This window comes from Microbacterium sp. SORGH_AS_1204 (genome assembly GCF_030818935.1).
Lineage (GTDB): Bacteria > Actinomycetota > Actinomycetes > Actinomycetales > Microbacteriaceae > Microbacterium.
Window position 1 is genome coordinate 3,623,627 of the sequence record NZ_JAUTBD010000001.1, and the last position, 24,690, is coordinate 3,648,316.

Annotated in this window: 21 protein-coding genes; 4 read left to right on the plus strand and 17 right to left on the minus strand. The window is 66.9% G+C overall.

Going from position 1 to position 24,690, the window contains the following annotated elements; translation table 11 throughout:
- Positions 1-87: 87 nt before the first annotated feature.
- Genes QE410_RS16710 through QE410_RS16725 form a run of 4 tightly spaced genes read right to left on the minus strand, consistent with a single transcriptional unit; the run spans position 88 to position 6,576 of the window.
- Positions 88-303, minus strand: coding sequence for a helix-turn-helix domain-containing protein (locus QE410_RS16710; RefSeq protein WP_307334080.1), 216 nt, complete (start codon positions 301-303; stop codon positions 88-90).
- Positions 300-3,407, minus strand: coding sequence for a type I restriction endonuclease subunit R (locus tag QE410_RS16715; protein ID WP_307334082.1), 3,108 nt, complete (start codon positions 3,405-3,407; stop codon positions 300-302). The genes QE410_RS16710 and QE410_RS16715 overlap by 4 nt, the downstream gene beginning before the upstream one ends.
- Before the next feature lie 14 nt (positions 3,408-3,421).
- Positions 3,422-4,630, minus strand: a complete 1,209-nt coding sequence (locus QE410_RS16720) for a hypothetical protein (protein ID WP_307334085.1) — start codon at positions 4,628-4,630, stop codon at positions 3,422-3,424.
- The gene (locus QE410_RS16725) at positions 4,627-6,576 is read right to left on the minus strand and encodes a class I SAM-dependent DNA methyltransferase (RefSeq protein WP_307334087.1); all 1,950 of its coding nucleotides are present in this window, start codon (positions 6,574-6,576) and stop codon (positions 4,627-4,629) included. Before QE410_RS16725 ends, QE410_RS16720 begins: the two co-directional genes overlap by 4 nt.
- 1,876 nt (positions 6,577-8,452) lie before the next feature.
- On the opposite strand from QE410_RS16725, the gene QE410_RS16730 reads away from it, so the two are divergent.
- Positions 8,453-9,178, plus strand: coding sequence for a BBE domain-containing protein (locus QE410_RS16730; RefSeq protein ID WP_307334089.1), 726 nt, complete (start codon positions 8,453-8,455; stop codon positions 9,176-9,178).
- A gap of 233 nt (positions 9,179-9,411) precedes the next feature.
- On the opposite strand, the gene QE410_RS16735 is transcribed toward QE410_RS16730, so the two are convergent.
- Entirely contained in the window at positions 9,412-9,867 is a 456-nt protein-coding gene (locus QE410_RS16735; RefSeq protein WP_307334091.1) for a VOC family protein, read from the minus strand.
- A 98-nt stretch (positions 9,868-9,965) separates the two neighbouring features.
- On the opposite strand from QE410_RS16735, the gene QE410_RS16740 reads away from it, so the two are divergent.
- The gene (locus tag QE410_RS16740) at positions 9,966-10,943 is read left to right on the plus strand and encodes a YafY family protein (protein WP_307334093.1); all 978 of its coding nucleotides are present in this window, start codon (positions 9,966-9,968) and stop codon (positions 10,941-10,943) included.
- A gap of 97 nt (positions 10,944-11,040) precedes the next feature.
- Here QE410_RS16740 and QE410_RS16745 read toward each other — a convergent pair whose 3' ends face one another.
- The 3 genes from QE410_RS16745 to QE410_RS16755 all read right to left on the minus strand — a co-directional run bounded on the left by QE410_RS16745 (position 11,041) and on the right by QE410_RS16755 (position 14,128).
- Entirely contained in the window at positions 11,041-12,261 is a 1,221-nt protein-coding gene (locus tag QE410_RS16745) for an exonuclease domain-containing protein (protein ID WP_307334095.1), read from the minus strand.
- Between the two features lie 260 nt (positions 12,262-12,521).
- Complete coding sequence (locus tag QE410_RS16750; protein ID WP_307334097.1) at positions 12,522-13,871, minus strand: type II toxin-antitoxin system HipA family toxin; 1,350 nt, start codon at positions 13,869-13,871, stop codon at positions 12,522-12,524.
- Entirely contained in the window at positions 13,844-14,128 is a 285-nt protein-coding gene (locus QE410_RS16755; protein WP_307334099.1) for a helix-turn-helix domain-containing protein, read from the minus strand. The genes QE410_RS16750 and QE410_RS16755 overlap by 28 nt, the downstream gene beginning before the upstream one ends.
- A gap of 212 nt (positions 14,129-14,340) precedes the next feature.
- Here QE410_RS16755 and QE410_RS16760 point away from each other — a divergent pair, with 212 nt between their 5' ends.
- Both QE410_RS16760 and QE410_RS16765 read left to right on the plus strand, forming a co-directional pair.
- Positions 14,341-14,907, plus strand: coding sequence for a dihydrofolate reductase family protein (locus QE410_RS16760; RefSeq protein ID WP_307334101.1), 567 nt, complete (start codon positions 14,341-14,343; stop codon positions 14,905-14,907).
- A 117-nt stretch (positions 14,908-15,024) separates the two neighbouring features.
- The gene (locus QE410_RS16765) at positions 15,025-16,101 is read left to right on the plus strand and encodes a DUF2510 domain-containing protein (protein ID WP_307334103.1); all 1,077 of its coding nucleotides are present in this window, start codon (positions 15,025-15,027) and stop codon (positions 16,099-16,101) included.
- Positions 16,102-16,291: 190 nt separating this feature from the next.
- On the opposite strand, the gene QE410_RS16770 is transcribed toward QE410_RS16765, so the two are convergent.
- From QE410_RS16770 to QE410_RS16810, 9 genes are all read right to left on the minus strand, one after another.
- Positions 16,292-16,615, minus strand: coding sequence for a hypothetical protein (locus QE410_RS16770; RefSeq protein ID WP_307334104.1), 324 nt, complete (start codon positions 16,613-16,615; stop codon positions 16,292-16,294).
- A gap of 131 nt (positions 16,616-16,746) precedes the next feature.
- Positions 16,747-17,823 (minus strand): alkene reductase, encoded by a 1,077-nt coding sequence (locus QE410_RS16775; RefSeq protein WP_307334107.1) that lies wholly within the window; start codon positions 17,821-17,823, stop codon positions 16,747-16,749.
- A gap of 287 nt (positions 17,824-18,110) precedes the next feature.
- Entirely contained in the window at positions 18,111-18,758 is a 648-nt protein-coding gene (locus QE410_RS16780) for a VOC family protein (protein WP_307334109.1), read from the minus strand.
- Positions 18,755-19,378 carry an alkylhydroperoxidase domain protein gene (locus tag QE410_RS16785; RefSeq protein ID WP_307334111.1) on the minus strand — a complete coding sequence of 208 codons (624 nt, stop codon included), beginning with the start codon at positions 19,376-19,378 and terminating at the stop codon, positions 18,755-18,757. The genes QE410_RS16780 and QE410_RS16785 overlap by 4 nt, the downstream gene beginning before the upstream one ends.
- Position 19,379: 1 nt before the next feature.
- Positions 19,380-20,018, minus strand: coding sequence for a CMD domain protein (locus QE410_RS16790; protein WP_307334113.1), 639 nt, complete (start codon positions 20,016-20,018; stop codon positions 19,380-19,382).
- Positions 20,015-21,085, minus strand: a complete 1,071-nt coding sequence (locus QE410_RS16795) for a putative FMN-dependent luciferase-like monooxygenase (RefSeq protein ID WP_307334116.1) — start codon at positions 21,083-21,085, stop codon at positions 20,015-20,017. The genes QE410_RS16790 and QE410_RS16795 overlap by 4 nt, the downstream gene beginning before the upstream one ends.
- A complete protein-coding gene (locus QE410_RS16800; RefSeq protein ID WP_307334120.1) occupies positions 21,082-22,767 on the minus strand; it encodes an ABC transporter ATP-binding protein in 1,686 nt (561 codons plus the stop codon). Before QE410_RS16800 ends, QE410_RS16795 begins: the two co-directional genes overlap by 4 nt.
- The gene (locus QE410_RS16805) at positions 22,764-23,633 is read right to left on the minus strand and encodes an ABC transporter permease (RefSeq protein ID WP_307334123.1); all 870 of its coding nucleotides are present in this window, start codon (positions 23,631-23,633) and stop codon (positions 22,764-22,766) included. Before QE410_RS16805 ends, QE410_RS16800 begins: the two co-directional genes overlap by 4 nt.
- Positions 23,630-24,664, minus strand: a complete 1,035-nt coding sequence (locus QE410_RS16810; RefSeq protein ID WP_307334126.1) for an ABC transporter permease — start codon at positions 24,662-24,664, stop codon at positions 23,630-23,632. Before QE410_RS16810 ends, QE410_RS16805 begins: the two co-directional genes overlap by 4 nt.
- Between the last annotated feature and the right edge of the window lie 26 nt (positions 24,665-24,690).

Consider the following 24,690-nt stretch of genomic DNA (forward strand, 5'->3'; position numbering starts at 1 on the left):
ACGCTACTTCGGAGTCTTGAATCCGACATGCTTCACCGAGGAGTTCCCGTTCGTCCTGACGAGCGAGTTTTACCAATTCCATCATCGTTACTCCGTCTCCCGCTCGGCAAGCAGGATCTGCAGTCCGAGCACGTCAGCGATCTTCGTCAAATTCGCAGTCGACACGTCATCGCCGCGCTCGACACGTGCGACTGTGGGTCGGGAGACTCCGGCCTTCTCGGCCAGTATCTCCTGACTCCATTCCCGCTTTTTACGCGCCTCCCGAATGACGTCGCCGAACGAGGGCGGGGGCACGCCCGTCACGACACAACCTCGCTGGCGTCATTCCGGTACTGCGAATGGAGCGCGTCGGCGGCGATCGCGGCGATGTCGTTCAGGAACGACGGATCTGCCATGTACGTCTGAATCTCTTGTGCCTCGCGCACGGCCTTGAACATCGCCAGACCGACGGCATTCTGAAAGCTCTCCGACGCCTTCATCTGCGCCGCGGAGTTGTTCTGCGCCATCGCAACGGCGTCATCGTCGGCATCGAGGAAGCCCCAGAACGTCGTGATGAAGCCGGCGACGCTGTCCTTGCCGACGTCGACGCCCTTCGTGGAGAACAGCTCGTTGACCGCGTCAATCGCTTCGTCGAGCGGACCGCGCTTAGGAGCTGCGGCGCCGCCGCCGTGCTCACCGTCGAACTGCGGGAGCTCAATGCCGTCACTGCTGCCCTCACTAAGGGAGTAGTCCACAGCAATCGCGGCAGGAACAAGCTTCACCCCCGAGAGCTGAACCCCATCGAGGTAGCTGAGGTCGACCTGGATGCCGTCCGTGTGCAGACGGCGTGCGAGCAGCGTCGTCAGCACTGCGCGCTTGGCAAGCATTGGGTCGTCGTAGTCCACAATCTGGCTGAGAAACTGCCAGGCGTTGCGGTAACTGATGACATCGGAGCGGAAGCTCTCGATCTGCTCGTGCGCCGCTTTGTCCTTCGCGAGCTTCGCCTGCTTCCACTCGCCCTGCCACTTCGCGACGATCGGTGAGACGGCCTTCGAGATCTGCTCACTGCCCAGGTTCTCGATGTATGCCCTCGCCGCAGCCTCCAACCCGCTCTCGGTGTAGAAGCCGGCGGTGTCTAGGCGCTCTGCGAGCGTATGCAGCGCGTTCGGATCGACCTCACCCTTCACGTGCGCGTCTTCGTAGTAGAGCCGGAAGTCCTTTTGTATGTCCTCCGGCGAATTCATGAAGTCCACGACCATCGGCGCGGTCTTGCCCGGGTACATGCGGTTGAGGCGCGACAGCGTCTGCACGGTGGTGATGTTCGACAGTTTCTTGTCGACGTACATCGCCATGAGCCTCGGCTCATCGAACCCGGTCTGGAACTTATTCGCGACGATGAGCACCTTATAGATGCCTTCCTCGCGGAACGCGCGCGCGACATCGCCGGTGCCGTTGAGCGCAACCTCGGTGACCGTATCGCCGGCATCGTTCTTGAGCGAGCCGGAGTAGGCGACGAGTGTGTCCATGTCGTGGTACCCGCGCTCAGCGATGTATTCGTTCATCTTCTTCGACCAGGTGTAGGCCTCCATGCGGGTGCCGGTCACGACCATGGCCTTCGCCTCGCCGTCCAGCAGGTGCATGACGTTGCGACGGAAGTGCTCAACGACCACACGCACCTTCTGCGCGACGGCGGTCGGGTGCAGGCGGGCATACTTGACGATGTTCGTCACCGCCTCGCCCGTATTCACCTCTAGGTCGTGAGCTTCGCCGAGCGAATTTTTGACCCTCAGGAACATGTCGTAGGTCGAGTAATTCTGCAGCACGTCGAGGATGAAGCCCTCTTCGATCGCTTGAGCCATCGTGTACGTGTCGAAGGCCTCCCAGCGATCCGTGTCGGGATTCTGCGTGCCGAACAGGCGCAGGGTCTTCGACTTCGGCGTCGCGGTCAGCGCGATGAACGTGATGTTCTCCGCGTTCGCGACCGCGCTGTTATTTGCACGTAGCAGATCCTCGGCCGAGAGCTCGGCGTCGATGTCGTCCTCGTCGAAGTCCACTCCGACGGTATCGGCGAGAAGCTCCTTGAGCTTGCGCGCGCTCTCACCGGTCTGCGACGAGTGCGCCTCGTCGGCAACGACCGCCCAGCGACGGCCACGCAGGTCTTGAGTGTTCTCGATGAGCTTCATAACCTCAGGGAAGGTCTGCAGAGTGCAGGTGATGATGTGGTCGCCTTCGATGAGCGCCTTCTTCAGCTGCGGAGACTTCGCACCGGACTTCTCGCCCACCGATACCACGAGCCCCTTCGAAGACTGCACGAGATTCATGTCGTCGCGGATGTTCTCGTCCAGCACCGTGCGGTCGGTGACGACGATCACCGAGTCAAACGTCGAGGTGCTGTCCGGGCCCATGTGCCGGATTAGACGGTGGCTGAGCCACGCGATCGTCTTCGTCTTTCCGGAGCCCGCCGAGTGCCAGAGGAGATACTTCCCACCCGTGCCGCGCTGCTCGACGTCCGTGACGACACGCTCAACCGCGCGGAGCTGGTGAAAGCGCGGGAAGACGAGACGGCCGTCCTTCTTACCGGACTTGTTCGGCTCGAACAGCGCAAAGTCCTTCAGTATCCGCAGGAACGTCGGGCGCGCGAGGATCTCTCGCCACAGGTAGTTGGTCGGTGAGCCCGTGTCTGAGACAGGGTTGCCCTCGTGACCGTTGTTGCCCTGGTTGAAGGGCAAGAACACGGTGTCACTACCGGCGAGCTTCGTCGTCATGAACACGAGGTCGTTCGACACGGCGAAGTGCACGAGCGCACGGCCGGGTGCGAGGAGTGGACGGTTCTTGTTCGGCACGCGGTCCTGCTGGTACTGCCGGATCGCGTGCTGCACCGTCTGCGTGTTGTCGGTCTTCAGCTCCATGGTCACGAGCGGAATGCCGTTCGCCGTCAGCACGACGTCAATCGTCTCGGTCGACGTGGTGTCGAAACGCACCTGGCGCAGGATGCGGAGCGTCACGGCGTCGGACTGCCCAACGACCTCGGTGAGGTTCGGGTTCGCCGGCGGGAACACGACTAGGGGTCCGAATGTCGCCGACGGCCGCCCGACCTGCGCGTAGGAGAAACCCTTGCGGAGCACGCCGAGCAGGCCGCCCACCGGGTGCCCGGTGATGGGATCCATGCGCGTCTGCTTTGCCAGCTCCTTCGTGATATGTGTGAGGAGCTTCATCTCGGCGGCGTCACGCTGTCCGTTCACGAGATCGGCGGGCACCGCCTTCTCGTACTCGTCGGGGTACTGCGTCTCGAGCCACGGGAGCACGTCGCGCGGAACCATGGCGAGACCCACGTCCCAGCCGGCGGTGCCGGTGTTGCCATAGTCCTCGTATATCCATCCGCGTTCGGACAGCTCCGCGCAGAGGTCCTGCTCGAGGGCGAGTTCCATCAGCTGCGCATCGCTCATGAGCGCAGTTGCTTCTTTCCGGTAACAACGTCTGTGATGAGTGCCGAACGGCGCTCAAGGAGGAGAGATTTCAACTCAGCGGTCTTCGCTAGCATCTGGTCGATCTTGCCGGTGACCTCGTCGAGGTGATCGGCGATGCGGGCTTGTTCATGGGGGGACGATAAGGGGATACGGAAGTTTCGCACCTGATCCTCACTGATGTGTGGAACGCTAATTCCCGTGAACTTAGGGGTCGCGTATTCCTTGAATGATTGTGCACGCAGAGCATAGTAAACATAGCGCGCGTTACCCATGCCTTCGCGCACACGAATGCGGAGAACGCGTTGCACCAGGAGAGAGTGCGGAGCGTCCGCAGGTACTTGAACCACGCGAGTGCCTCCACTCACGAAAGGCCTGTCCATACCAAGCACGATGTCAGTTGGTCCGACGTAGTACTCGCTCAAGTCCGGAACGTTCCTGCTCCTCCAATACACTGTTTCTGACCAATCGAGCCCAAATGGCTTCACGTTGACGCCTCGGAGAAGCGGAATATCCGAGTCGTCGTTGCTGAATTGTCCGCTCGGAAAGGCGTATCCAGGGAGGCAATCAATTATGTGCCCAAGAGCACCTCGACGCCCGTCCGCAAAGATCGCGACTTCGATTGCCACGGCGCGCCGCGCCTCGAGTGTCTCCGACAGCTCGTTCATCTTCGCCAGCATCGCGTCGATCTCACCGGTCTCGCGGTCAAGGTAGTCGGCGATCCGCCTCTGCATTTCCCGAGGCGCATCGAGTAATTTATGCTCTTGTACGAACCGAGCGGTGATGCGACGGAGGTTTCCGACGCCCTGTAGGGAATGAGCACCCTCGTCGAGGAACGGCGCACTCTGCAACGAGTAAGTCACGAAGCGAGGGTCCACCCCCGGCTGCGCGCGGACAATATGTACCTCGGTCGACGCAACACCGAGATCTGTTGGAATCTGCGCGATGATCGACCGCCCGGCCTCAAACGTTGGAGTGATCTTGGGGACAAGAACATCGCCTCGACGGAATGTGGTGTAGCTCAACTTCTTTGACCAGCTGATTGAACGAGAGTAATCAGCACGCCCGCCAGGCCAGATCGTCTCGAGGGGCATGAAACCAACGGATTCACCCTCGTCGAGATCCTGGAACTCGGGTGTCGCTGGATTTACTTCAGCGAGCTTCCACAGGGGTGCGTAATTCGTCATTCGTGACTCACCGCCTCGAACATCTCCGCCAGCTCGCCCATGACACGCTTCACGTCGGCATCGATCTTGGTGAGGTCGCGCGGCTCTTCGGGCACGTAGAATCGGCGCGTAAAGGCAATCTCGTTGCCGGCCTTCGCGGCGGCTTCGTCCCACTGCGCGTCGGGAGCGAACGGCAAAACCTCACGCTGCATGTGCTCGTCGAGGTCTTCACTGAGCGGCACGCGCTCGGTGATCTTCCATCCGTCCGCAATGACCGGGTTGCCCTTGCGATCAACGGCAACGGGTGCGTTCTCATCCTCGACACCGACGGCCTTCATGACGGCGTCAATCTGCGTGACCGGCACCTTGAGGCCGTTCGCCGTCGCGACCTTCGGCCACGCGGTGGCGAGTCCGTTCCACGGTGACTCGTTGAGCGAGCGCAGCGCATCGGCGTGCGCAGCGGTGAAGTCCTTGCGCTCGAGGAGCGCCTCGATCGCATCATCGCTCACGACAGTCGCGAGCCGAGCCTGCTTGTAGACGGGGACGTCGATGAATTGGAAGTCCGTAGACCGCAGCACCTTCGAGGTCTTCGGATCCGCGTGATCAAAGTCACGGTACGCGCGAAGGAGCGCGGCGCGCTTGGGGTCGGAGACGTAGCGTCGCTTGTCGCCCATGGGCTTACGCATCGGGTCCCACAGGTCCGACCCGTCGATGAGCTGAATCATGCCGGCGCGGTGCTCGACTTTGTTTGTGTCGAGGATCCAGATGTAGGTCGCGATGCCGGTGCCATAGAACATCTGCGTCGGCAGAGCAATGATCGCGTCGACGAGGTCTTCGTCGAATAGCCACTGGCGGATCGCGTTCGCGCCCTTATCGCTCGTGAACAGCGGAGACGCGTTGGAGACCACCGCGGCACGACCACCGTGGCCCTGTTTGCCGGCGGGCGTGAGCTTCGATGCGCAGTGCGCAAGGAACAGCATCTGACCGTCAGACTTCGGCGGCAGGCCATGGCTGAACCGGGAGCCGTCGATCTTTGCCTGCTTGCGCACCTCGGTTTCTTGCACACCCCAGTCCGAGCCGAACGGCGGGTTAGACAGCACGTAGTCGAAGGTCTGCCCCTCGTACTCGTCGCGGATGAGCGTGTCGCCCATCCGAATCGCGTCCGGCCGGCCGCCCTGGATCAGCAGGTCCGCCTTACCAAGTGCGTAGGCGGAGGGCATCAGTTCCTGACCGAACAGTGTGACCTTGATGTCGGGGTTTAGGGCCTTAAGCGAGTCCTGCCCGACGAGCAGCATGCCGCCGGACCCAGCGGTCGGGTCATAGATCGAACGCAGCGTGCTTTCACCGACTAGGGAGTCTTCGTCGGCCGCGAAGAGCACGTCGACCATGAGCTTGATCGCGTCACGGGGTGTGTAGAACGCACCCGCGCCCTTACCCTTCTTGTCGAACGCGCGGTACATCACGTCCTCGAAGATGTCGCCCATCGCGGTGTTAGAGACCTGGTCGGGGCCTAGCGGCAGCGTGGAAAAGTGCTTCACCACCGCGTGCAGACGATTGGCTGAGGCGAGCTTGGTCACCAGCTTCGGGAACTCGAAGGCGTTCCAGATGTCAGCGATGTTGTTCGAGAAGCCGGCGACGTAACTCGTCAGCGACTTGTCGACGTTGTCGTCGACCGACGCGATGGTCGCGAGGTCCAGCTCGGAGACGTTGAAAAAGCTCAGCTTGAAGCAATCGCGGACCGCGATGTCGATCAGGTGCGGCGGCATCTCACCGAGGCTGCGCACATACTCGATCACGTCCCTCTTCGTGCTCGCGAGCAGGCACTCGAGGCGACGCAGCACGGTGAAGGGGAGGATGTAGTCGCCATACTCCTGAGGCTCGACGACATTACGGAGAAACTTGTCCGCAGTGTCCCACACGATGCGGGCAGTCGCCGATGGAGATGCGGGTGAGGCCGGGTCTGTCATGGGACTCGTCTTTCGATGGAGCGCTGCAGAACGTATCAGAAAAGTTACGCACTCAATGTATCAAATACGTCACATGTGACGATGGGCATCGCGCGAGCACACGCGATGCCCTTGAGTCAGATTTCGCTCGGAGGCATCGCTGACTACGCGTGTCCTGCGTCAGGGAGAAGATCGATCACCGTCGAGGTAATACTTTTCCACTTGTTCGAGATCGTTCTACTTCTCGTTCAACAGCATCAGACCGACTTCCCTCATCAGCTTCCAGCAATGCTGACCCAGGACCCTGAATACGCAGCTTTTCTATGCAATTGCCGTGTGCCACACTTGTGAAGTCCTAACGGGCCGCTCTAAGTTCACGCGCACTAGAGCTTGCGGTATCGCAAAGTGCGCGGTACCCACCGGGGGCGGCATCGTATCTTCGTTGCCAGGAGCGGTCGAGAAATTGATGGACATGCGAGAGGCCCGCGCCGTGTTACGGCCCCGCAAGAGTCAGGGTACAGATCGGTCGGAAATTTATCCGCACCTCCGCGTCGCTCGAATGGCGACCTGGATGTAGGCGCTGAGTGGCCATTTCATGGACAGTGGCAAAACTTGGTTTATTGCAGTGGCCTGTGCGATTGGGCCTTTCGCTTTCGGCTGCGTACGCGGAGCTTGCCCCACTAGAGTTTCACAATGTTATCAACGAGCGCACGGTTGTTAAGCACCTACGAAATGTCGGGAGATGGGGCACCCGGCTGGCCCGCGAACTGGTCTTCGCTTGTGCCCGACCTCATCGTAGCCACAGTCACCGGCCTTGCCCTTGGCCTCGCGCTTTGGCTCTTTCAGCGGTCCGTCGAACGACGTAGCCAGCAAGTGCTTGCCACGCGCACGAGCCGCCGACTGGTGCAGCCCCTTCTGCTGGTTATTCAACGCCCGACATATGTGCCGAACTACCAGGATCTTGGGCTGTTGAGTCGAAAGAACCGTGCCGCGCTCGAGCTGCTCGAGAGATCCGAACTCGACAGTTGGCACGAGACGCAACCCACGGAACTCACCAATGCACTTGTTACATGTCGCGCCCGGCTTCGAGACTTTGAGCGAGACGCCCAGGACGTTCGCGACGCCGTAGAGCGTTGGTTTCGACTCCACTCAGCGCCCCCGGGCGTGCGAGAGGTGGTTACCGCGCGGATCCTGGGAGCGGAGCTTCACGAGCTCGAGGCCGTGGCAGGCGGGAGGAAAAATCTCGCCTCCATCCAGCCCGATGTAGCAGTGGTACTCGGCAGCCGATTGGTCAAACGTCATTTTCGGGCTTACCGAGCGGCGGAGGGGCGCACTGAGCGAAGCATCGCAGCGTTACTCGACATCCTCATATTGGAGATCAGGCGGCGGAGCACTGGTCGGTCCACAGCAGGGGAAAATACAAGCAGGCGAGATTCAAAGCGCAAGGCCATCATCTCCTTCCTAACTGAGCCGCTTTGATAGATTCATTTGTCGTCGAGCTTGGGGGCGTTGACGGGAACTCGGAGCATCGGTGCTTGACCGGCTTACCTTCGGCCGGCCGGGATTCTGACTGGGGTTGGATTCGGTAACTGAATCAGTGCTTATGAGGAACGGCGCGGCAGCGTGCGGCTTGGAAAGATGCTTGTGGTCGGAGTCGCTTCGAGCGCTCTGCCTGACCTGGCGGATGCCGATGCGGTGCTTCGTGAGCAGGGCAAGACAGGTAAGCGGTAGAGCAAGGAAGAACCCGCCGGTGCCGCTGTCGGCATCGGGGTGCGTTCCCATTCACCGAGTGTCTGCTCTTCTTTGATGACTTATCGCCCGATTCAACGCCGCTGGCCGAGGTGATCGTCGTTCACTCGAGATTGATCTGCTGCCTCACGCCGACGTGTTCGCCGGGATGCTGCTGTGGGACGCCTCGCTCACGCCGGCCGTGAGTCGCGCGTGGGCGGAGTGGACGGCATCCCTTCCCGAATCCGTCACGTCGACCCTGCGCGTGCTGCACCTGCCGCCGCTGCCCGAACTGCCGCCGTTCCTCTCGGGCCGGTCGGTTGTCGTGGTCGACGGGGCAATCCTCGAATCCGATGCTCGCTCCGACGAGCTGCTGCTGCCGCTGCGCGAGCTCGCGCCCGAGATCGACACGTTCGGCCGCATCCCGTCGGCCGCTCTCGTGCACGTGCACATGGACCCGCCGCAGCCGACCCCCGCGGTCACCCGCCACCGGATGCTCCCCTCGCTGCCCGGGGAGGCCGTTGCGGCGTTCGTGGCGGCATCCGAGGATCCGGGGCTCTTCGTCGCCGAGCTGCGCCACCTGGGCGGGGCGGCCGCACGCCCGGCGGCGGATGCCGGTGCGGTGTCGGCGGTTGCGGGCGACTACATCGTGCACGGGATCGCGGTGCCGCCCGTGCCCGAGGCGGGTCCGGCGGCGGTCGCCGCGGCCACCGGCCTCGTCGACGCGCTCGAGCCGTGGGCGGGGGAGGGTCTCGCGCTGACGTTCCTCGACGGGGGAGCGGACCGCGCGCCGGGGTTCGGGGCGTCGATCGAACGCCTGCGCGAGCTCAAGGCCGAGTGGGACCCGCGGAACGTGTTCGCCGCGGCGAATCCGGTGCCTGCGGCGGGTGACTGAGGGATGCCACGGGGCGGGGACTCTTCCCCGCCCCGCTCATTTGGCCCGGCGTTAAGACCCTGGCGCAGCCCGACGCGCTTCCTCCGACCCGAAGCGTGGTGTCGGGAGAAGTATCGTCGGGCCGGAATTCGCGGCATCGATGCGCCGCTCTGACGGTGCCCCGCCCCGGACTCCGCACCTCACGTTCCCTGGGAGTGAGCGAAGGGGCCTGTCGCGTCACGCGCCCGCGCCACTCACCCCGCGTCGACGCTGCAGCTCCACGTCACGCCGAACCGGTCGGTCAGCATCCCGAACCCCGCGCTCCACGCGGACGCTGCCAGAGGCTCGACGACCGTGGCATCCACCGCCAACCCATCCCAGTAGCCCTGCAACTCGTCGAGCGTGGGCGAGCTGATCGCGACGAAGAGCGCCTGGTCGGTGACCGTCGTGTTGTTCTCGCGGTGGGTGGCGCCGCCGCCGGCGATGGCGCCCTCGGTGCGGCCGGGGATGTCGTAGCCCATGAGGCGGAAGCCGTTCTCGGCGGCGACGAGGCCGAAGACGACTTTGTCGGACCCGGGGATCTCGGCCGGCATCCCGAAATCGGCGTAGGTGTTTACGGCGAGGTGTCCGCCGAAGACGGACTGGTAGAACGCGAGCGCCTCGCGGGCGTCGCCGCGGAAGTTCAGGTGGGTGGTGGTCTGCACGGACATGTCTGCTCCTCGATGTGTCGGCCCGTTCGGGCTTGTACATCGAAGATCTCAGCCGTGTAGGTCAGTTTCCGTCCGGTACTCCAAATATCGTGGATGCCATGGCCACGACGTCGCGATTGCTCACCCTGCTGTCGCTCTTGCAGGCCCGGCGCGACTGGCCGGGCTCGGTGCTGGCGGCGCGGCTCGAGGTCAGCGATCGCACGGTACGGCGCGATATCGACCGCCTGCGCGAGATGGGCTACCGCATCGGCTCGACGATGGGGCCCGACGGGGGATACCGCCTCGAAGCGGGCACCGACATGGCCCCGCTGCTGTTCGACGACGACCAGGCGCTCGCGGTCGCCATCGCGCTGAGAGCGGCCCCGGCGCTGGGTGCCGGTATCGGCGAGGCGGCGGTGCGCGCGCTCGCGACGATGCGGCAGGTGCTGCCGTCGCGGCTGCGGCATCGGCTCGATGCGGTGGAGGTGACGACGGTCGGGCCTGCGGGTGAGGCGCCGACGCCGGCGGTTCCGCTCGACGTGCTGTTGACGCTCGCGCAGGCGGTGCGCGACCGGGTGACAGTGCGCTTCGACTACCTGCCGCGGGGCGAGGGGGATGCCCAGGCCCGCCGGTCCGAGCCGCACCACCTGGTCGCGTCCCAGGGCCGGTGGTACCTGCTCGGGTGGGACCTCGACCGCGAGAACTGGCGGCTGTATTCGGCGGAACGAGTCCGACCGCGGATGCCGTCCGGCGCCCCGTTCGTGCCGCGGGCCGTGCCGGGTGGTGATGTCGATGCGTTCGTGTCGGCGCGGTTCAAGGGTTCCGACACGAATGAGTGGCCCTGTCGGGGAACGGTGCTGCTGCACGCGCCGGCCCGCGACGTGCTGCCCTTCGCCGGAGACGGTGTCGTCACGGTAGTCGACGAGGAGCGCTGCACGCTTGAGGTGGGGTCGTGGTCGTGGGGTGCGCTCGCCGCGTCGTTCGGGCGGTTCGAGGTGGCGATGGAGGTCGTCGAGCCGCCGGAGTTGGTGGAGGCCTTCGCGGTGCAGGCGGGGCGGTTCGCGGCGGCGGGGAGCTTCAGGCCGCAGGAGGTCTAGTCAGCAGCTGCGCGTTCGCATCCACCTTGGGTCCGTCGCCGCGGTGGGCATTCTGGGGCGAGCCGCCGAATCAGTCCCCTGTCGCCGATCCTCAACTTCAGGTCCCGGACGAGAGGAGCGGAACAGGGATACCCGATCGGTCCCAGGCGCGACGCGCACCTCGTTTCAGTCGTTCGTTGCAGTGAACCCCGCACACATGACGCTCCCGATGAATCCAGTGGGCCTTCGGGCGAATAGCCGTCCCGCACCACAAGCACGGCTCATCGCCCTTTGCCGGACCCGACGGATGCGCCAGGGCCGCGCGATACCAGGTCCAGCAATCGCCACCATCGGGGCCACTGCCGGCTTGCGAGACCACCCAATCGGCGACCTTCGTCCGGGCCCCGCTAGCGGCGATTTTCGCGCGGAGCTCCTCTTCACTCATCGACATCCGTGTGACGAAAGCGTCCTCCGTGATGATCTCGAGCGGTTGCCCGCCTTCGACCTGACGAAAAGCCTTCGCGAGCTTCGAAGTGAAGGCCGTTCCCGGGCGGAAGGTCCGGTCGTCGAAGTCGCCGGTCACCAGAATCGTCGTGGTGCGCGTGACCCCCTCCTGCCACGTTCCCCCCTGCTCGACAACCAACTCGCGGGCCCGACTGCGCACCATGTGCTTCAGAGCCCCGGTGAAGCAAACGACCTCACCCGCGAAGCCCGTCCCCACGATGGGATCGCCCTCGGCGGTGAGTGCAGCGAAGAGATCGTCGTCACGCTCTGACCACGTCGCTGTCGGAGGGACCGCAAGCGCTCGCGTCAGATCATCGACAGAGTCCACTGCCGCGGTCGCCGCCAGCGCGAGCAGGACGAGTGCACAGGCCCGTGCATCGGCGAGAGGGTCGTGGTGGTCGAACGACGGCACGTTCAAGTGGGCGGCAACCCAGGGCAACGAGTAGGACGGCAGGTGAAGGGCTGCCCGCGATAGACGTAGTGTGCACACCACGTCGAACGTCGGCCAGTCGATATCGAACGCGCCACACGTATTCAGCAGGACTGCGGTGTCGAAGGCTGCGTTATGCCCGACGATGACATCGTCCCCGAGGAACTCTCGCAAAGCCGGGTAGATCTCGGGCCACTGTGGCGAGCGCGCGACGTCTTCGGAAGTGATGCCGTGGACGCGGACGTTGCCAGGTGCGAACTCATCGTGATCGACAGGCGGCCGGATGAGCGAGAAGAACTCATCGGTGATCCGCCCATCGCGGACACGTACGGCGCCGACCGCGCACGCCGACGATCGAGAGCCGTTCGCAGTCTCGAAGTCCAACGCGACGAAGTCCAGTCCCATCACATGCCTCCCGGGTCGGCAGATTGAGCAAACCGGCCACGTCACCAGCCGGGATACTGTGCGGAGAAGAGACCTCTGCGCACAGGTGCAAGTATCGGAGATAAGGCGCGCAGGCATGACACAGCCCCACCGCTACGCCATCAACGTCACCCGCGACGGCTGCGTTCATCACGAGGCGGGCCTGCCGGCGCATGCCGAGGCCATGGCGTTCTCGACCGACGAGCTCCGGCGCTTTGGCACGTTTTCAGCTGGTGGAGCGGTCACGACCGTCGATCTAGCTGGCGCCGCAGATCTTGTGTTCGCTCGCGGGCTCGATCGACCAGAGTTGCGGCAAACTGTCGTTCTTGCCCGCTGAGGGAGGCCTCCTCGGCGGCAAGACTCAGCGCCTCGGGCAACCCATCGACGTACGTCCGTGCGCGCGAGTACACCCAGTCCGCTGTGGCTCCTTGCCCCAGGATGCCGTTGAGAACACGAGCCTCGCGCACGATATGCCGAGGCTCGATCTCGAAGGTGCGGTAGCGGCCGTCGAACGACATCGCGAGCTTTGCTCTGCGATTGTTGATCTCGGGGTACGGCAGTGCTGAGCCGAGGTCATAGAGAGGCGCAAGGCGCGGCCATCCTGTTCGAGCCATCGGCCAAAGCAACGCGTAGTTCTTCGCGTGAGCGTCGGTGCCCAGCGCGACCCAGTTGAAGATCGTGGCGTCGAAAAATCTGAGGGCCTGCTCCGGGCCCGTGGGACCGAATCTGTCGATGATGAGTTGTGAGATCGAGGCGATGCCGGGGCCGCCCTCGTTCTGGTACTTCGCAGTCGGGTGCGTACCCGCCGCCTGCGCGAAATCTTCCTGGTGCCTGCGGGCGATCGACCTTTCCTCGGTTTGCGCGGTGCGGCGATGCCGGTCGAAGCGCTCGATCACGATCGCGCGCTCCCCGTCGAAGTTCACCAGTCGGCTGTGCGCGACTTCCATGTTCAGGTGATGCGCAGCGCGCATTGTCAGGTGCTCATTCAGATCGCCCCAGCGGAGCCCTGCCACGCCGGGCTTGACGATGTGCGTCGACGCGGCGCGTCCGGTCGCAAATCCCCAGGCGTCGGAACCACGGACGAGAGTGAACTTGGACTGTGCCCCGGCGAGCGAGAAGTAGCCTCCGTCATACCCGGTCGCCACCCACGCGGAAGGGTCGGCTCGCAGTTCGCGCAGGTGCGAGGCTATGATCGCGTCGTCGACCCACTCGATCTCGCCCGATCCGTCGAGGACCGGATCGTCCCACTCGGCCGAGTCGATGAGCTGCACGGCGCCCGCCGCATCCCGTCCAACGTGGGCAAGCAGCGCCATCGGGTTGCGCGGGGAGACGCCGAACGTCCGCCCCCACCGCGCCAGCACGTCGTCGTTGTCGGGCAGAAGGTTCCAGAGGAAGTTCCCTGGCGCGGTGCCCTCGTGTCGGCGTCGGCTCTTCGGCAACGACAGTGACAGTTCGAGGCGGCCGGCATCACGCTGCCAGACGGGATCGAACTCCAGCGAGATGTCGCCCCCGTCGCGTTGGGCGAACCAGCCGATGCGGCGCCCATCCAGATACGCGGTGAGCCTCACGGCTGGGCCTTCGGTGCGTTCCACGGGTCGACGACATCCATGAACATCGGATCCGAGTCCGTCTCCTCCTCAGCCGTGTCGACCTCGGCATACAGGTCAAGTGCATTGAGCACCGCCATCAGGCTGTCCACACTCGCGCTGCCCGCGTGACCGGACTCGAACCGGACCACCCACTGGCGAGCACGCCCGATTCGCCGCGCCAGCTCCGCCTGGGTGAGTCCCAGATCGGTGCGGCGATCGCGAACGATGTTCCCCCAATCGTTGGAGACGTTCACGAGCATTGGTCGGTCCTCCCCGCTCACGCCATGCACGAAATCTCGGTCATGGTCTGCTATGTACGATAATGCTGACATTTCGCTACGTGTACGTCAACGCGTACATGGGTGCCCGCAGCATGTCACCGTGGCGTCGGTGGAGGCGTCCGCGGCGAGGTGGTTCGCGGCACCGGGTACAGGCACTTCCGGCGCGGGGGGCTGAGGAGGAAGCTGACGGCATGACCCAACCCCTCCGCTACGCCATCAACGTCACCGTCGACGGCTGCGTCCACCACGAGTCGGGCCTGCCGCCGGACGCCGAGTCCATGGCGTTCTGGACCGACGAACTGCGGCGCTCCGACACGCTCCTCTACGGCCGCGTCACTTACGAGCTCATGCAGGGTGCGTGGCGTCGGCCCGAGTCGGGGGAGTGGCCCGAGTGGATGGATGCCAGCGAGGTGGCGTTCTCGGAAGTGATGGACCCGATGCGGAAGGTCGTGGCATCCACTTCTCTCGACGTTGTCGATTGGAATGCCGAGCTGATCCGCGGCGATGTGGTGGAGGCGGTTCGGGTGTTGAAGGAGCGTCCTGGCCGGGGGATCGCGCTGGGTGGTGTGCAGCTGCCGGCGACGCTCGCCGCGCACGGGCTCATCGACGAGTACACGTTCGTCGTGCATCCGGTGATCGCGGGGCGGGGGCCGCGGCTGCTCGACGATGTCGACCTGACGCTCGAGCTGGTGGAGCGGCGGGAGTTCGGGTCGGGCGCGAGCGTGCAGCGCTACCGACCGGCGAAGCAGGAGTTGTGAGTTCGATATGAATCAGTTGAGCGTTCCCTCATAGACTGTCGGGGCTCGTCGGCAGACGGCGGGCACTCAGCTCAGAGGCCGCGAATCCAACGCGGCCCTTTCCGTGGGGGAAACACCTTGACTGATTCGATCACTCCAGCCGCGCCCGCAGGCTGGTTCCCGGCAGGCGTCGAAGGACAGGAGCGCTACTGGGACGGCGCCGCGTGGACCGACCACGTTCGTCCCGTCGGCACCGCATCCGGCGAGAGCGACGTCGTCGCGGCCGGGCCGTCGGCTCCCGAGCCCGAGAAGAAGCCTCGCAACGTTCTCGGCATCGTGGCGCTCGCGCTGGCGGCCGTGGGATTCATCTTCGCGTGCATCCCCGGGGCCCTCATTGTCGGGTGGGTTCTGCTGCCGATCGCCTTCATCCTCGGCATCGTGGCGCTCTTCCAGAAGGACAAGCCCAAGTGGCAGGGTGTCACCGCCATCATCGTGTCGGTCGTCGGCACGATCATCGGGGTCATCGTCTTCCTCGTGGTCGCGGCCACCGCTTTCAACAACGCGTTCGATGACACGGTGATCGGAGAAGCGGGCACGTCCGGCATCGTGGAAGAGGAGGCGCCCGCGACCGCTGACGAGCCCGCGCTCGCAGCCGCGCAGGAGTTGGTGCTGGGCGAGACAGCATTCGGCGTGGACACCGAGAGCGGCATGGGTTGGTATGCCGTGCAGGTGACCAATCCGAATGAGGACTACGTCTTCGGCAACGCCGGCATTGATGTAGAGGCGTACGACGCGAACGGTGTGCTCATCGACACCGGCACGGATTACAGCACGATCCTTTCGGGCAGCTCGTGGTTCGTTGGCCGGTTCTTGCAGGTGGGGTCGGCGCAGATCGATCGCATCGAGGTGCGGGGGCCCACCGCTGACGCGGCGACGTACGCGCCCGCCGCCGAGACCGGATCCTTCACGGTCGGCGAGGTGACCACCGGCTCCGAGTATGACTGGATGACGGTCAACGGCACTGTCACGAGCAATTTCACCGAGGACCAGGACATGGTTCGCATCGACGTGATCGCCCGCGACGGCGGCGGGAAGATCGTGGGTGTCGACTTCACCTACACGGATCGAGTGCCCGCCGGCGGAACGGTGGCATGGAACGTGCCGCTGTGGCAGGTGCCGCTGGACAGCAAGGTCGAGGCGTTCCCTCACCTGTAAGGTCCGACCGCTTCACCACTTCGAGGGCCACAAGGGGCCGCCTTCGGGCGCTCCCTTGTGGCCCTCGCTCGTGTGAGAAGACAACTCCTTAGTCGGGCGGTGACGAGTGGTTGGGTTCACCCGCGTTGGAATGCAGCACCGGTGCTTCCCGCGGTTTCTCGTCGATCATCGACCCCGAGGGGTGCGCGAGCTACGGCGACTCGACCGCGCCCATCTCGGACCGGCCCGATTCGAGAAACCGTACGGAGACGGGGTGGGTTCGCCCGTCCGTCAGGCGCACGGGGTTGCGCTTCGACGCCTTGGTCGTTCCAAACTGTGCGATGACCTTCTCGCCTCTCACATTGGTTCGTTCCTCCGTCCGATTACGCGGCGGTTCCCGGTGTTGGACGGGCTTGGGCTTCTTGCGCGTGGTCTTGCCGGTCTTCTGCGAGGGGAGCCCCTGCTCCTTACGGCGCGCGTTCAGAATCTCCTGCGCCTGCTCGTTCGCGCGCGCCTTCCGACTTTTGGTCACCACGATCACCTGCCTTCCAGCAGACACGTTAGGGGACGCCACCATCGCGACGATCTGTGCCTGTTGGTGAGGGTTCCGCGTGAGCAACGCCAGGGGCCCCGCACGAGGAATGTGCGGGGCCCCTTCACGGTGCGTCAGCCCTGCAGCGCCGGGTAATCCGTGTAGCCGCGCTCGCCGCCGCCGTAGACCGTGGCTTGGTCCACCTCATTCTCCGAAGCGCCCTGCTCCCAGCGCTCCACGAGGTCGGGGTTGGCGATCGCAGGGCGGCCGACGGCCACGAGGTCGGCGATGCCGTCGTCGACCGCCGAGACGGCCTCGTCGCGCGTGGTGACCGCCGAGAAGCCGGAGTTCACGATGAATGTGCCGCCGAAGGCGCGGCGCAGGTCCTGGACCAGCTCGCCGGCGGGGTCGGCGTGCAGCACGCTCAGATACGCCAGGCCCAGCGGAGCAAGCCCCGCGATGAGTGCCTCGTACGTCGCGCGGGTCTCCGCGGCATCCTGCTCCCAGACGTCCTGGATGTTGTGGGCGGGAGAGATGCGGATGCCGACGCGACCGGCCCCGACCTCGGCGACGACGGCTTCGGCGACCTCGATGACGAAGTGGGCGCGGGCCTCGGGCGATCCGCCGTAGGCGTCGGTGCGCTGGTTGGAGGCGGGGGAGAGGAACTCGTGCAGCAGGTATCCATTGGCGGCGTGCAGTTCGACGCCGTCGATGCCGGCATCCACTGCCCGTCGAGCCGCGGCGACGAACTCGTCGCGCACGGTCGCGAGCTCGTCGGTCTCGAGCGCGTGGGGCGTGGCGTAGGGCACCTTCGAACCGTCGGCGAGGCGCACATCGCCGTCGATCGCGATCGCCGAGGGGGCGACGATGCGGTCGGTGCCGGTGATGTCGGGGTGCGTGACGCGTCCGCCGTTCATGAGCTGCATGAACACAGTGCCGCCCTCGGCGTGCACGGCGTCGGCGACCTTCGCCCACCCGGCGGCCTGCGCGTCGGTGACGATGCCCGGCTGACCCGGGTACGCCTTCGACTCGTCACTGGGGTAGACGCCCTCGGTGACGAGCAGGCCGATGCCCGCGCGCTGCGCGTAATAGGTCGCCACGAGGTGTCCGGGAACGCCGTCGGCGCCGGCGCGCAGGCGGGTCATCGGGGCGAGCGAGACGCGGTTGCGAACGTCGACATCGCCGACGGTGGTGGGGGAGAAGAGGCTCACGGGAGTCCTTTCGTGGGGAACGGGGGCCACGCGTCCTCAACGAGGGGCGGCGGGTGCCTATTCCACAGCGGCGGGATGAGCGCGACGGGCGGGTTGACGCGCGGCCCGGTGCCCCCGGACAGCGGGCACGGCGACGTGCGCGGACCCCGCGCGGCCCGGTGCCCCCGGACAGCGGGCACGGCGACGTGCGCGGACCCGCGAGACATCGAGCGTGAGGGTTCGCCGAATTGCGCATCGTCAGCCACGGTGATGGTTCGCCGGGCCTCGCACGGTCGCCGCATCTACCCCTACAGCTCGACCACGTTCCCCGCCGGCGTGCGGAGCGTCAGCCGGAAGGCCGACTGCTCGCCCGCCACGACCTCGGCGACGCCGTCGCCCAATCCGAGGGTGTTCAGGATGCCGGTCAGAGGCGCCGGGTCGGGCTCGGTGCGCACGAACGACACGAGCTCGATCGTCGGGATGTCGCTCAGGCCGGGCTGGGGCGTGTGCCCCCAGTCGATGAGGAACGGGACGTCGATGCGGTGATGCTCACCGCGCGTCAGGCGCCACTCGAGAAGGATGCCATCGGGCGTGCGCCGCGACAGGTCGCTGACATCGCCCGGGTCGTAGCCGCGCGCCCGGGCGGCGGCGACGGTCGCGTCGATGTCGGTCGGGTGCACCGCGTACGCCTGCACGCGCGGCTCGGCGAGCGTATCGATGCCGAACGTCGTCGGCAGCTCGGGCCGAGCGCGGGCGGGGTCGGGGCCGATCAGTTCGACGTACTGCGGGCCGCGCTCCCCGTCGACCGTGAGGGCGACGAGCGCGTTCGCCGTGCCGGTCGGGTGCGCGCCCCCCGGCGCCGCGACGACGCCGGTGCGCTCGGCGAACCAGTCGATCAGGCCCGCGAGGTCGGGGCCGGCGATGACGACGTGATCGAGAAGGCGGGGAATGCTCATGACCGTCCTTGCTGTCGGGAGGGGACTTCGGGCTCGCCGAGCGACAGCATCAGCCGGTTCGCCCAGTTGAAGAAGGCGGCCCCGCCGATGACGTCGACGATGTCGGCGTCATCCAGGCCCGCCGCGCGCAGCCGCGCGATGTCGGTCTCGTCGAACGCCAGCGGGGTGTCGGCGAGGGCGACGGACGCCGCGACCACCGCGTTCCACCGCTCGTCGCCGAGGTCGGCATCCACCCCCTCGTCGAGCAGGCGCTGCACGTCGTCTTCGCGTCCGGATTCGCGGGTGGCGGAGGCCGCGTGCACCGAGGCGCAGAAGACGCAGCCGTTGCGGCGCGAGGTGGCGGCCGCCGCGAGCTCGCGTTCGGCCCGACCGATGCCGCCGTCGACGTTGTAGAAGATGTCGAGATCGGTGAGCGTGCGGGCGCGGAGCGCCTCAGCATCGCGCGCGAGCAGGCGGAAGTAGGGCATCTTCGCGCGGACCGGCTCGATCAGGGCGTCGCGCTGCACGTCGGTCAGCGCGTCTTCGGCGACGGGCAGCAGCCACGGCACCCAGCCGAGGCCGCTCTGGGTGAAAGCCTCCGGGCGAGCGAGGTCGGGGTACTCGGTGACGGTGTCGGTCATCTCAGACTCCTTCGGCGATCGAGGTGTGAACGGCGGACGTCGACGCGGGAGCCGCGGCGAGCACGCGCAGCCCCCACGCGAGACGTAGCTGGAAGGTCAGGAACGCGACGAGCTGAGACAGCGAGACGATGGCATCCGGACTCCACCCGGCATCCACGAGGCTCTTCAATGCGTCGGGACGCGCTTCGCGCGGGCGCACGACCAGCAGATGCGCGTGCGCGAGGGCCGCGGACAGACGGATGCCGAGACCCTCGGTCACGCCGGCTTCAGGGCTCCACCGCGTACCGTCGGTGGACTCGGCCGCGAGGCCCGGCTCGCGGTACTGGCCGAACGGGCCCGGGGCGCTCGCCGCGGCCGCGGCCTCGGTCACGACGGGGACGAGCTCCGCCGCCTCGTCGCCGAGCAGGTCGCCGTAGAACTCCGTCGCGGCGGCGAAGCGGTGCAGCGTCGAGACGAACAGCGCGACGGCGTAGCGCTCCGCGAGGGAGAAGTCGCCCGGGACGGCCGGTTCAAGGAGGGCCTCGAAGCTGCGTTGTGCGTTCTCGCGCGCCTGCGGGCGGCGGGAGCGCACGGTGTCGAGCGCGTCGCCCGGACGGATGCCGGCGAGCAGATCGACGATGTCGGCGGATGGCGTGCTCATGCGGGTCCTTCCACGGAGGTGGTGGCGAGCGAATGGTGGGCGTGGCGCAGGGCGTCGGCGGCATCCGGTCCGACATCGAAACCGAGTCGGGGCGCGACCTCCGCGGCCAACAGCTCCAACGAGCGCAGGGTCAGCTCGTGGGGCGCGGCGATCGAATGCACCTGGAACGACACGTCGCTGACGGCGGCGAGCGTCTCGTCGGCCGACAGAGAGGCCACGACCTCGTCGATCGTGCCGACGTGGGTGTCGGTCAGCCGTGCGAGCTCGTCGAGCCCGACCCCGTCGGTGTCGATGCCGAGCACTGTGCGCGCGAGGTGGCGCAGGCCATCGCCGGCCAGCTCGAGCGCGCGGGTGCGGTTCTCGGGGTCGACGACCAGAGCGGTGCGCGAGGCGAGCACGCGCACGGGTGCGCCGGAGGGCAGCGCCTGCGTGTAGGCCGCGATGATCGGCAGCTGCAGGTCGTGCAGGGGAGCCGCGGGTGCCTCGGGGCTGCGCGGCTGCGTGCGCGAGAGCAGCAGCCCGTCGCCGCGCACGCCCGCACGGCGACCGCCGTCGACCGAGAACGTCGCCTGCCAGATGCGCGCCGACAGGTCGCCGCCGCTCGGATACAGCCGGGAGTCGGATCCCCGGATGCCGCGCCCCTCGAGCGCGTCGAGCAGCACGTCGAAGTGGTCGGCGAAGATCTCGCGGCGGCGGTCGGACTCGCGCCCGAACGCGGCGAACGACGCCGGAGTGCCGCCCGTGGCGAGACCCAGCTGCACGCGACCGCCGCTGAGCTGGTCGAGCACGGTGGCGTCTTCGGCGACGCGGAGCGGGTCGTCGAGCGGCAGGGTCACCACCCCGGTCGCCAGCGCGATGCGGCTCGTGCGCTCGGCCGCGGCGGCCAGGAGCACGAACGGAGACGGCAGCCCTCCCTCGGTCTCGCCGAAGTGGTGCTGCGCGAGCCAGGCCGAGGCGAAGCCGTTGCGTTCCGCGTGCGCGATCTGCTCGACCGCGAAACGGTAGCGGTCGGCTGCGGACGCGGTCTCGAGCACGCGGCTGAAGAATCCGAGGCGGGGGCCGGTCATCGGAGGACCTCCTTGCGGTGGGGCGTGGCATCCGGGCTTTCGGACGACAGGTGTGCGCGCAGCGACGCACCCGGGATGGCCTGGAGCAGCTGCCGCGTGTACGCGTGCTGCGGGTCGTCGAAGACGCGGGCGGCCGGGCCCTGCTCGACCTGACGCCCCCGCTGCAGCACCGAGACGGTGTCGGCGATCTGGCGGACGACGGCGAGATCGTGCGAGATGAACACGTAGGTCAGGCCCAGGTCGGCCTGGAGTCGGGCGAGCAGGCGGAGGATCTGCGCCTGCACCGTCACATCGAGGGCGGAGACCGCCTCGTCGAGCACGACGAGCTGCGGTTCGACGATCAGCGCCCGCGCGATGGCCACGCGCTGGCGCTGACCGCCCGAGAGCTCCCGCGGACGCCGGGTGGCGATCTCGGGGTCGAGCGCCACCAGCTCGAGGTGGTGCGCGGCCCGGTCGGCGCGTTCGGCACGCGAGCCGATGCCGTAGTTGCGCAGCGGTTCGGTGAGGATCTCGGCGATGCTCTGCCGCGGGTCGAGCGAGGCGTACGGATTCTGGTACACCAACTGCGTGGTGCGGTGGAAGGCGCGGCGCGCGCGCCCACCGGCCAGGGCCGTGACCTCGGTGCCCGCCACGCCGATGCGCCCGGCGGTCGGACGGTGGAATCCCGCGATCGAGCGACCGGTGGTCGTCTTGCCCGATCCCGATTCCCCGACGATCGCGTGCGTCGTCCCCCGCGCCACGGTGAACGAGACGTCGTCGACCGCGATGAGCGGGGAACGGCCGGGGCGGGGGAACTCCTGCCGGAGGCCCGCGACCTTCACCAGGGGCTCGGCGGCGAGGGTCGTGGCATCCGGTGCCGCCCGCTCCACGACGCGTGCGAGCGACGGTGCGTCGGCGAGGAGCGTGCGCGTGTAGGCCGAGGACGGGGCCGCGAGCACTTCGGCGGTCGGGCCCGCCTCTTCCACACGACCGCGCCGCATCACGACGAGCGCATCGGAACGGTCGGCCGCGACGGCCAGGTCGTGCGTGATGAACAGGATGCCGGTGCCCGTCTCGGTACGGATCTCATCGAGCAGATCGAGCACCGTGCGCTGCACCGTGACATCGAGCGCGCTGGTGGGCTCGTCGGCGATGATCAACTCGGGCCGCAGGGCCAGCGCTGCGGCGATCAGCACGCGCTGGCGCATACCGCCCGACAACTCGTGCGGGTATTGCTTCGCGCGGGCCTCGGGATCGTCGATGCCCACGCGCTCGAGCAGATCGAGCACGCGCGCGCGGACCTTGGCGCGGTCGGTCGTGCCGTGGATGCGGAGCGCCTCGCCGACGCTCCACCCGATCGTCGCGACGGGATTGAGGGAGTTGCCCGGGTCTTGCGGGATGAGGGCGATGCAGCGACCGCGCAGGTGACGCCAGCGCCGCTCGGGCAGGCCGACCAGCTCGGTCACGCCGTCGGTGCGTTCGGAGAGGCGGATGCTGCCGCCCGACACGCGTCCGTTGGCGGCGAGCAGGCCGATCGCGGCCTGCGCGACGGTGCTCTTGCCCGACCCCGACTCGCCGACGAGGGCGGTGACGGAGCCCGCCTCGACGTCGAACGAGACGCCGCGGACGGCCTCGACATCGCCACGGCGGGCGCGGTAGCGCACCTCGAGGTCTCGGATCGACAGCAGCGGCTCGGCGCTCATGCGGCATCCCCTCCCCGAAGGGCTTGGCTCAAACGGTTGGTCGACAGCACCACGGCAACGACGACCAGGCCGGGCAGCACCGTGAGCCACCACGCGGTGGCGACGTAGTTGCGGCCCTCGGCGATGAGCAGACCCCACTCGGGCGTCGGCGGCGGCGCCCCGTAGCCGAGGAAGCCCAGGGTGGAGATCTGCAGGATGGCGGAGCCGAACTGCAGCGCGGCGAGGGCGATCACCGGCGTCAGCGAGTTGGGCAGGATGTGCCGCCACAGCACTCCGAAGAACGTGCCGCCCGAGCCGTACGCCGCCTCGACGAAATCGGTGACGCGCACGCTCACCACCCGCGAACGCGCGAGCCGGGCGAAGACGGCGATCGAGGTGACCCCGACCGCGATGGCGGCGCTCGTGGTGCCGAACCCGAGCAGGATGACGACCGCGAGCGAGAGCAGCAGCGCGGGGATCGCGAGCAGCACGTCGACGATGCGCATGAGCGTCTCGTCGACGGCGCCGCGGATCGCCCCGGCAGCCAGACCCACGGCCGTGCCGACCACCAGGCCCACGAGCACCGCGATGAGGGCGCCGATGATCGACTGCGAGGCGCCGTAGACGACGCGCGCGTAGAGGTCGCGGCCGGTCGCGTCGGTGCCGAACCAGTGCTCGGCGCTCGGCGGCTGCAGCGCGAGCGCCGCGGTCTCGGTCGGGCTCTGGGTGGTGAACAGGCCCGGGAACACCGCCCACAGCAGGGCGATGACCACGACGAGCGCGGGGACGACGAATCCGACGCGAGACCGCAGATCACGCCACCGGATGCGGCCCGTGCCGGTTCCGGTGACGACATCGCGGTCGGCCACGGGGGACGAGACGGTCATACGGTGCCTCCACGGGACAGATCGCGGGTGGGACCGCCCACTTCGGCGTCCACGAGCTCGTCGACGGCGCGTTCGGTGGCATCCGTCGCGTCCCTCCGGGTGGAGGACGCGGTGCGCAGCCGCGCGTCGAGCACCGGGTAGAGCAGGTCGACCAGGAGGTTGATCACGACGAACGCGACCGTCGAGATCACCACGACCGCCAGCAGAACGGGGGTGTCGCGGTCGGCGACGGCCTGCGCCGTCAGCTGCCCGACGCCGGCGCGGGCGAACACGGTCTCGGTGACCACCGCCCCACCGACGAGCTCGCCGAACAGCAGGCCGGCCATCGTCAGGGTGGGTAGCAGGGCGTTCCGGGCGACGTTGCGCCACAGCAGCCACGACGTGCTCGCGCCGCGCGCGCGAACCACCGTGACGAACGGCTGCTCGCGCACCTCGTCGATCGAGCGCATGAGCACCTGCGCCAGAGGGGCGGCGATCGGGATCGCCAGGGTGATGACGGGCAGGATCAATGCCTGCGCCGGATTCGCGCCGATGACGGGCACGAGCCCGAGACGGAACGAGAAGACCTGGATGAGGATGATCCCGATCCAGAACACCGGCAGCGACACGAAAAGCGGAGGGATGCCGCGGAACACGCGCCGGAGCCACCGGCCGCCCCCGTAGGTCGCGGTGAACGCGATGGTCACCGCGAGCACGACCGCCAGGGCGAGCCCCAGCACGGCGAGGGTCAGGGTGGGCGGCAGGGCGGTGACGATGAGATCGGACACCGCCGCGCCGCTGGCCACCGAGTACCCGAAGTCGCCCGTCACGAAGCCGGCGATCGAGCGCACGTACTGCACGATCAGCGGCTGGTCGGCGCCCAATGACTGCCGGATCGCCTCGATCTGGTCGGGCGTCAAGCCGAGCTCGGGACTGCCGTAGCGGGCGAGCACGGCATCGCCCGGCAGCGCGGCCAGCAGCAGATAGGCCGCCGTGTAGGCCAGGACCAGCACGAGGACGGCCTGACCTACACGACGAACGACGTACGACATGGATTCTCCGTGAACCGGGTTCGCCC